Annotated in this window: 9 protein-coding genes; 7 read left to right on the top strand and 2 right to left on the bottom strand. The window is 72.7% G+C overall.

Annotated elements, in window-relative coordinates:
• Nucleotides 1-136: 136 nt before the first annotated feature.
• The 5 genes from R7226_RS21320 to R7226_RS21340 are packed head-to-tail and all read left to right on the top strand — an operon-like array spanning nt 137 to nt 4,320.
• On the top strand, nt 137-1,168 hold the full coding sequence (locus R7226_RS21320) for an ABC transporter substrate-binding protein (protein ID WP_318599336.1): 1,032 nt from the start codon (nt 137-139) through the stop codon (nt 1,166-1,168).
• A 2-nt stretch (nt 1,169-1,170) separates the two neighbouring features.
• On the top strand, nt 1,171-1,974 hold the full coding sequence (locus R7226_RS21325) for an ABC transporter permease (RefSeq protein WP_318599337.1): 804 nt from the start codon (nt 1,171-1,173) through the stop codon (nt 1,972-1,974).
• Between the two features lie 5 nt (nt 1,975-1,979).
• Nucleotides 1,980-2,756 (top strand): ABC transporter permease, encoded by a 777-nt coding sequence (locus tag R7226_RS21330; RefSeq protein ID WP_318599338.1) that lies wholly within the window; start codon nt 1,980-1,982, stop codon nt 2,754-2,756.
• 14 nt (nt 2,757-2,770) lie between these two features.
• Nucleotides 2,771-3,544 (top strand): ABC transporter ATP-binding protein, encoded by a 774-nt coding sequence (locus R7226_RS21335; protein WP_318599339.1) that lies wholly within the window; start codon nt 2,771-2,773, stop codon nt 3,542-3,544.
• Nucleotides 3,541-4,320: a D-glutamate cyclase family protein gene (locus R7226_RS21340; protein WP_318599340.1), complete on the top strand. Its 780-nt coding sequence runs from the start codon at nt 3,541-3,543 to the stop codon at nt 4,318-4,320. The genes R7226_RS21335 and R7226_RS21340 overlap by 4 nt, the downstream gene beginning before the upstream one ends.
• A gap of 39 nt (nt 4,321-4,359) precedes the next feature.
• Here the strand turns inward: R7226_RS21340 and R7226_RS21345 are convergent, their stop codons facing one another.
• A complete protein-coding gene (locus R7226_RS21345; RefSeq protein WP_318599341.1) occupies nt 4,360-5,754 on the bottom strand; it encodes an FAD-binding protein in 1,395 nt (464 codons plus the stop codon).
• Between the two features lie 37 nt (nt 5,755-5,791).
• Nucleotides 5,792-6,901: a metallophosphoesterase gene (locus R7226_RS21350; protein ID WP_318599342.1), complete on the bottom strand. Its 1,110-nt coding sequence runs from the start codon at nt 6,899-6,901 to the stop codon at nt 5,792-5,794.
• A gap of 135 nt (nt 6,902-7,036) precedes the next feature.
• On the opposite strand from R7226_RS21350, the gene R7226_RS21355 reads away from it, so the two are divergent.
• Together R7226_RS21355 and R7226_RS21360 are read left to right on the top strand one after the other, a co-directional pair.
• Entirely contained in the window at nt 7,037-8,440 is a 1,404-nt protein-coding gene (locus R7226_RS21355) for a sulfatase family protein (RefSeq protein WP_318599343.1), read from the top strand.
• Between the two features lie 101 nt (nt 8,441-8,541).
• Entirely contained in the window at nt 8,542-8,826 is a 285-nt protein-coding gene (locus R7226_RS21360) for a hypothetical protein (RefSeq protein ID WP_318599344.1), read from the top strand.
• Nucleotides 8,827-8,925 lie beyond the last annotated feature (99 nt).

Genomic DNA, 8,925 nt, shown 5'->3' on the forward strand with positions numbered 1-8,925 from the left:
TCAGCGCGCCAAGAATTCTGTAGACATTTGTTTTTCGGTCTCTGCGCGGGCGATGGGGGCGCGCAACGTGTTGAACACGACGAGACTTCTGTATACAGTAGGCCGCGCCCGTCGCATTCGTTTCAGGGAGGTCTCAATGGTCGGTCGGTCGTCTCGCAGCGCGCGCTTCGCACGTGCGCTCGCTCTCGTCGCTGCTCTGTTCGCGGCGCTCGCACTGGCGGCCTGCGGATCGTCGGACTCCGACGATTCGACGACCGCCTCCGGCGGCGGCGCAGCCGCGACGACCGACGGCGGCGGCGACCTCACCGCCGTCAAGATGGGCGTCGTCCCGGCGGCGACCTTCGCGCCGGTCTTCGTCGGCCTCGAGCAGGGGATCTTCAGAAGACACGGGATCGACCTCCAGATCGAGGTCGGCGGCCTCGCGCCGACCGTCTTCCCGCGGATCCTCAAGAACCAGCTGCAGCTCGGCGCCAACACCTGGGGCACGCTCGTGACCGCGCGCGAGCAGGGCCTGCCGCTGACCGGGATCGCCCCGGTCGACCACGGCGGCTCGACCCCCGAGGACGACTACCAGGGGATCATCGCCAAGCCCGGCGGCGTCAGAACGCTGGCCGAGCTGGAGGGCAAGACGGTCGCCGTCCCGACGCTGAAGTCGTTCACCGACTCGCAGGTCCGCTCGGTCCTGAAGGAGGCCGGCGTCGACGTCGACTCGGTCAGATTCATCGCGATCCCCTTCCCGGACGTCCCGGCCGCGCTGAAGGCCGGCCGCGTCGACGCCGCCGGCGTCGTCGAGCCCTTCTTCTCGCAGGCGAAGGCCGACGGCGGCACGCCGCTCGCCTCGCTTTCGCGCGAGCAGCTGATGGGCGCGATCGTCGCCGCCGAGAAGTTCGTCGAGGACGACGCCGACACCGTCCGCGAGTTCCAGGAGGCGTGGGCGGAGACGCTCAGATACGCGACCGACAACCCCGACGCCGTCCGCGCCGCGCTCACCAGAGGGCTGAGAATCCCCGAGGCCGTCGCGAGCAGAATGACGCTGCCGATCTGGCAGGAGACGACCGACGAGGCGAAGGTCCAGGAGATCGCCGACATGATGCTCGACGTCGGCGCGATCAGCGAGCCGATCGACGCCAGATCGATGATCACGCCGTTCCCGCTGCCCGCCTCCTGACGATGACGGCGCGGATCGAGGCGCTGCCGCGCACGCGCTCCGGGTCGCTGCTGCTGGGGGCGTTCGGCGTGCTCTGCGCGCTGACGCTCTGGCAGCTCGCGCCGACGCTCGGCCTGGTCGACGGCGACAACCTGCCGGGCGCGGTTCCCGTGCTCGGCGAGCTGTTCTCGCTCGCCGGCACGAGCGCCTTCTGGGACGCCGTCGCCAGCACGCTCGCCGGCGCCGGCGTCGGGCTGGCGATCGCGGTCGTGCTCGGCGTCTGGTTCGGCGTGCTGATGGGCTCCAGCAAGGTCGCCTGGCACGCGCTGCGGCCGACCGTCGAGTTCCTGCGCCCGGTCCCCGGCGTCGCGCTGATCCCGGTCGCGATCCTGCTGTTCGGCCCGAGCATGAAGAGCGACGTGCTGCTGGTCGCCTTCGGCTGCGTCTGGGTGATGCTCGTGCAGACGCTCTACGGCGTCCGCGCGGTCGACGAGGTCGCGCTGCAGACGGCGCGCTCGTATGGCCTCACGCGCGCCGACCGGATCCGCTTCGTGCAGCTGCCGAGCGCGCTGCCATACATCGCGACCGGCCTGCGGATCGCCTCCGCGATCGCATTGATCGTCGCCGTCACGGCCGAGCTGGTCGCCGGCAACGACGGCCTCGGCAAGTCGATCTCGCTGGCGCAGTCAGTCGGACAGACGGAGGAGATGTACGCGCTGATCGTCGCCTCCGGGATCCTCGGGATCGTCGTCCACCTGCTGTTCGGCGGGCTCGAGAAGCGTTTCCTGCACTGGCACCAGTCGCAGCGGGTGGGGGCGGAGAGATGAGCCGCATGCACCTGAGCCGCGGCCGCCTCGGCTGGCTGACGCTGGAGGTCGGCGCGACCGCGCTGATCGTCGCGCTGCTGTGGCTCTACACCGACACGAACGAGAGCTACGCGGTCGCGCCGCTGGGCGACGTGCTCGACGCCTTCCGCGCGACGTGGCTGTTCGAGCACGTCGGCAGCGACGTCGTCCCCAGCCTCGTGCGGATGACGCTCGGCTACGGCGCCGCGATCGTGATCGGCGTCGTCGTCGGCTTCGGGCTCGGCTCCTCGCCGGTGCTGGCCGCGATCGCCGCGCCGGTCGTCAGCTTCCTGCGCTCGATCCCGGCCGCGGCGCTGCTGCCGCCCGCGATCGTGCTGTTCGGGATCGGCGGCGGCACGAAGGTCGCCGTGATCGCCTTCGTCTGCTGCTGGCCGATCATGCTGAACACCAGCGACGGCGTCAGAGAGCTCGATTCGACGATGCTCGCGACCGCGCGCGTCTACGGCATCCGCGGGATCGATCGGCTGCGCATGGTCGTGCTGCCGGCGGTCGCGCCGCGGATCTTCGCCGGCATGCGCACGAGCCTCTCGATCGCGATCCTGCTGCTCGTCACGAGCGAGATGATCGCGAGCACGAACGGGATCGGCTACTTCGTCTTCCAGGCGCAGCAGCAGTTCGCCGTCGACGACATGTGGGCCGGCGTGCTGCTGCTGGGGCTGCTGGGCTTCGGACTGAACCTGCTCTTCGGCGTGATCGAGCGGCGCGTGCTGCGCTGGAACGTGCGCGGCGACGGATCGAACTGAAAGGGACCATCGACGTGCTTGAAGTGGTTGGACTGTCGAAGAGCTACGGGACGGGCGCGAAGGTGACGCGCGCGATCGAGCGGCTCGACTTCGCCGTCGAGGAGCACGAGTTCGTCGGGATCGTCGGCCCCTCCGGCGCCGGCAAGACGACGCTGCTGAAGTGCATCGCCGGGCTGCTGGCGCCGACCGACGGGCAGACGCTGCTGCGCGGCGTGCCGGTCACCGCGCCGCCGCCGGAGCTGGCCGTCGTCTTCCAGGACTACAGCCGCTCGCTGTTCCCGTGGCTGTCGGTGCGGCGCAACGTCGAGCTGCCGCTGCGGCGCAAGCAGGAGGTCGCCGACAAGGGGCGCGCCGCCGCGGAGGCGCTCGGCGCGGTCGGCCTCGCCGGCTTCGAGGACCACTACCCGTGGCAGCTCTCGGGCGGCATGCAGCAGCGCGTCGCGATCGCGCGGGCGCTTGCCTATCAGCCGAGAGTGCTGCTGATGGACGAGCCGTTCGCCTCCGTCGACGCGCAGACGCGCGCCGAGCTGGAGGACCTCGTGCTGCGCGTGCGCGAGCAGTTCGGCGTCACGATCGTGCTCGTCACGCACGACATCGACGAGGCCGTCTACATGTCCGACCGCGTCGTCGTGCTGAGCCGACCGCCCTCGACCGTGCAGGAGATCCTCACCGTCGAGTTGCCGAGCCCGCGCGACCAGGTCGAGAGCAAGGCGCTGCCGGAGTTCGTCTCGCTGCGCGCGCGGGTCTACGAGACGATCATGCAGCCGGCCGCGAAGGTGGCGGGGTGAGAGACCTCGCCGCCTACCGCCGCGCCGTGCGCGCCGGCACGTGGAGCGGGCCGACGCGCGACGTCGCGCCCGGCCGCGTGCAGTGCAACCTGATCGTGCTGCCGGAGCTGTGGGCGGAGGAGTTCGGCGCCTGGTGCGCGGCCAACCCGGCGGTCGCGCCGGTGCTGGCGCGCTCGCGGCCGGGCGATCCACGGCTGCCGTCGCTCGGGGCGGAGATCGACCTGCGTCACGATCTGCCGGCCTACCGCGTCTTCCGCGACGGCCGGCCCGCCGGCGTCGTCAGCCACCTCGACGAGCTGTGGAACGTCGACCTCGTCGCGTTCGCCTTCGGCTGCTCCTTCTCGCTGGAGGAGGCGCTGCGCCGTCACGGCGTCGACCTCGCCTACGAGCGGCGCGGCTTCGGCGGCGCGATCTACCGCACGGAGCGCGAGACGGTCCCGGCCGGCGGCTTCGCGGCGCCGCTGGTCGTCTCGATGCGGCCGCTTCCACGCGCCGCCGCCGACCGGGCGGTCGAGGTCAGCCGCCGCTACCCGCAGCTGCACGGCGCGCCGGTGCACGTCGGCGATCCGTCGGCGCTCGGGGTCGAGCTGGACGAGCCGCTCGACGCGATCGGCGAGGTCAGCGTCGCCGACGGCGAGGTGCCGGTCTTCTGGGCCTGCGGGGTGACGCCGCAGCTGTCGTTGGAGGCGGCGCGGCCGTCCTTGGCGATCACGCACCTGTCGGCGCACATGCTCGTGACCGACGTGCGGCTGGATGAGCTGACGGTCGCTCAGTAGGCGCTCGCTCTCCCGCCCCGCGCCGGCGCGCCCCGCGCCTCAGTAGGCGCTCGGGAAGCGGCCGTCGGGGTCGTACCGTGCGCGGACCGCGGCGATCCGCTCCCAGGCGGCGGGGGAGAAGCAGTCGCGCGCCCGCTCGGGATGGCGCAGGACGTCGCTCTCGTTGAGGTAACGGCCGCGGCGCCAGGGTGTGAGCGCGGCGTCGGTCGCGTCGACCCAGGCGGCGTTCTCGGCGTCGCGGGCCGAGTCGCTCCACTTCGCGCCCCATGAGAGGAAGCCGCGCGCGGCGACCGACGCGGCGCCGTCGAGCGGCAGCCGCGGCGCAGGGCGGAAGTCGACCATCGCGACGGTGCGGCGGTCGGGCGCGAGCGCGACCTGCGCGGCGAGCGCGGCGGCGGCGTCTACCGGGTCGTCGGTCCAGATCGTCTCGTTGACGACGCGCAGCACGTCGCCGGTGATCCCGCCGGCGTAGAGCCGCTCGTAGGTGATCGGCGCGGGCCCCAGCGCGCTGAGCGCGCCGGCGGGCGCGGAGACCGCCAGCTCCTCCAGCGCCGCGCGCGCGGCGGCGGGCTCGCGCTCGAAGGCGATCGCGGCGACGTGGCAGACCGGTGGGTGGTCGAGCCCCGCCTCGTCAGCCTCGAACGCCACGTACCGCTCGACGTTCTCGCCGCCGCGGTCGGCGTGGCCCTGCAACCACGCCGCGACCTCCCGCGCCGCATCGAGCGGATAGGTCCAGCGGCTCGCGTGCATGCCGGCCGGCAGCGGCCAGGTGCGCAGGCGGAAGCCGACCGCGACGGCGGGGAAGCCGGCGCCGGCGCCGCGGGCGGCCCAGAAGAGCTCGGTGTGCTCGTCCGCGGAGATCGTCAGCAGCTCGCCGGCGGCGGTGACGACGTCGACCGCCTCGACCTCGAAGCAGGCGAACTCGCCCCAGGAGGCGCCGTTGAAGCCCATCCCGCCGCCGAGCAGGAAGCCGCCGATCCCGACGGTCGCGTTGTGGCCGCCGGGGAAGGCGCGGCCGTGCGCGTTCAGGAACCGCGCCAGCTCGGCGGAGCGGATCCCCGGCCCGACCTGCGCGGTCACGCCGTCGTCGAGCAGGCGCGCGCCGTCGAGTCGAGAGACGTCCAGCATGATCCCGCCCTCGCGCAGGAAGGTGGCGGCGTAGTTGTGGCCGCTGCCCTTGACGGCGACGGTCGTGTCGCGCGCGGCCGCATGGCGCACGACGGCGACGACGTCGTCGACCGAGGTCGCCTGCACGATCGCGTCGGGCCGGCGGGCCGGCACGTTGAGCGCCCACACGCTCGCGCGGCGCAGCGGCTCATAGGCCGCGTCCCCGCGCCGCACGACGGCGCCGGGAAGCGAGGCGCCGCCGACCGAAGCCCTGTCGGCCGAAGCTCCGCCGACCGGGCCTTGCGATGACGTTGACTCTGCCTCCACAAGCAGAAGTATACAGTCAACAGTATGTGAGCTGGCGTCAGCCGAGTTCCAGCAACGACACCTCGGGCGGCGCGCCGAGGCGCAGCTTCGGTGCCTGACCGCGCTCGACGCCGACGCCGCGGCTGACGTAGATGCGGCGGCCGTCGAGCGTGTGGAGGCCGCCGGCGGCGACCTCGCGAGGCACGCCGCTCGCGGTTCTGAGCGGGCCGAGGAAGGGAAGCTGGAGCTGGCCGCCGTGGGTGTGGCCGGCGACGACGAGGTCGATGCGCGTGCGCGGCGGCAGTCGCAGGACGGGGTCGGGGCGGTGGGCGAGCAGGATCCGCACGTCGCGCGCTCCCGCGCGGGCTTCGAGCGCGCTGATGGCGGCGCGAGCGTCGGGCGACACGTAGTGCTTCTCGATCCCCGCGATCGTGATGCGGCGGTCTCCGACGCGCGTCGTGGCCAGCTCGTTCTCCAGCAGCCGGATCCCGCTGCCGGCGAAGATCGCGCGCGCCTGCTCCGGCGTCTCCTGATCGCCCTGCACGGCGAAGACGCCGCCGGGTGCTCTCAGCTGGGCGAACAGCGCACGCAGCTTCGGCAGCTCGCGGGTGCGCTCGGCGGGAGAGCCGTCGATGTAGTCGCCGGGCAGCAGGATCACGTCCGGTCGCTGCTCCATCACGCGCGCGACCGCCTCGCGCTCGTGCTCGCCGAGCTGGTCGAACTGGATGTCAGCGAGCACCGCGACACGGACCGTGTCGCTGCCGTCGCGCGCGGGTGTCAGCGGCACCTGTGCCCGCTCCACCACCAGTCGCTGCGGCTCGACGAAGCTCGCGTACGCGCCGACGGGCGCCAGCAGCAGCCCCACCACGACCAGTCCGCGCAGCAGCCAGCCGCCGCCGCGCCAGCCCAGCAGCGCCAGCAGCAGCGCGGCGACCGGCACCGCGACGACGGCGTCGAGCCACAGCACGTGGGCGACGCCGAAGGGGCGGTCGAGGCCGGCGCCGACCATCAGCGACAGCTTCACCCCGACGAGCGCCAGTGCGAGCGCGACGCCGGCGATCAGCGCCGGCAGGCGCGGCCGTCTGCGCACCGCCCAGGCGACCAGCGCGCACGCGATGAGGGCGTCGATCGCCGTCGAGAGCGCGAAGGCGGTGGGGCCGGCATGCATCGGAGGGACCCTCACAGCGGCCGCTGAAGGAACGGTAAAGCGCCGCGTTCCGGTGAACAGGCGCGGACGGCGCGGGAGGGATACTCAGCAAAGACGATCGGTTTCATAGGGAATCGCCGTGGGAATGTGCCAGGCATGAGCGAAACCGAGATCTCGCGCCGGCGGTTCGTGAAGCTGGCCGGCGCGACCGGCGCCGGCGTCGCGGCCGCCACGGCGCCGGCCTGGACCCCTGCCAGCGCCTCCGACGAACGGCCCTTCCGCCCGCGCCGCCACGGCGGCAGGCTGCCGCGCCCGAACCTGCTCGTGATCCTCGCCGACGACCTCGGCTGGGCCGACCTGTCGGCCTACGGGGCGCCGAGAATCCGCACCCCGAACCTCGATCGGCTCGCCGCCTCCGGGCTGCGCTTCACCGACGGCTACTCCGCCTCGGCGGTCTGCTCGCCGACCCGCTTCGGCCTCTACACCGGCCGCTATCCCGGCCGCCTCGCGGGCGGGCTGAAGGAGCCGATCGCCGCCCCCAACGAGATCGACGGGATACCGCTCGACCACCCGACGCTCGCCTCGCTGCTGCACGCGCAGGGCTACGAGACGGCGCTGATCGGCAAGTGGCACTGCGGATACCTGCCGTGGTTCAGCCCGACGAGACTGGGGTGGGAGAGCTTCTTCGGCAACTTCAGCGGCGGCCTCGACTACTTCTCGAAGATCAACCACAACGGCGCATATGACCTCTACGAGGACGAGGTCGAGTACAGAGATCTGCGCTACTACACGCAGATCGTGACCGAGCGCGCGACGCGCTTCCTGCATGGCCGCCACGAGCGGCCGTGGCTGCTGAACCTCAACTTCACGACGCCCCACTGGCCGTGGGAGGGGCCGGGCGACAGAGCGGTCAGCGACGAGCTGACGCAGCGGATCGCGGCCGGCGAGAGAAACGTCCTCTTCCACTACGACGGCGGCTCGCTGGAGACCTACCGCGAGATGGTCGAGGACCTCGACGACGCGATCGGCACGCTGCTCAAGGCGCTGCGCCGCAGCGGGCAGCTCGATGACACGGTCGTCTTCTTCGCCAGCGACAACGGCGGCGAGCGCTACTCCTACACATGGCCGTTCAGCGGCGCGAAGGGCTCGCTCAACGAGGGCGGGATCCGCGTGCCGACGCTGCTGTCGTGGCCGGGGAAGCTGCCGTCGCGCGAGGTCGTCGACACGCCGGTCCACACGACCGACTGGACCGCGACCTTCCTCGAACTGGGTGGGGCCAGACCCGATCCAGCTCGGCCGCTCGACGGCGTCAGCCTCGTCGACCACCTCTTCCGCGGCCGGCCGGCGCCGCAGCGCGACCTCTTCTGGCGAATGCGCGGCGCGCGGGCGCTGCGGCGCGGGTCGCTGAAGTACCTGCGCGGCGCCGACGGAACGGACCATCTCTACGACCTCGGCGCCGACTCGCTCGAACAGGCCGACCTCGCGCGGCGGCGGCCGGCCGAGCTGGCGGAGCTGCGCGGCGCATGGGAGGCGGTCGACGCGACGCTGCTGCCGTACTGAGCGCGCGAGACTGGCGCCCCTCGCCGGCGCATCACTGCGGGTTCGGGGCGCTGAGACCCCCAAACCCGCAGTGATGCCGGGTGCGCGGGTAGGTTGAGCGGATGGAACCGGAGCTGAGCGACGAGGAGCTGCGCATCCTGCGCGCCGCCCGCGACGGCCGCATCCACTCGATCGGCCATTGGGTGATCGACGGCGAGTCACGGCCGGAGCGGCGGGCGCTCGACGCGGTCAAGCAGCGCGGCTGGGTGACCGACGCGATCGCCCGCGGTAACTGGACCTACGACCTGTCGCCGAGCGGCCGCGCGGTGCTGGAGGCAGCCGAGCCGGACGGGCCCGATGACGACCTGGGCCCACCCGCGCCGCCGCCCCCGCCGCGCAGCGCCTGACGCCACGGCCGGCGACCGCGGGGCCTGACGTGCGCGCCTCAGCCCGCGACCACGCGCGGCGTCGCGCCGACGCGGGCGAGCAGCTCGTCCCAGGCGGCG

Source organism: Conexibacter stalactiti (assembly GCF_033542075.1).
Lineage (GTDB): Bacteria > Actinomycetota > Thermoleophilia > Solirubrobacterales > Solirubrobacteraceae > Conexibacter > Conexibacter stalactiti.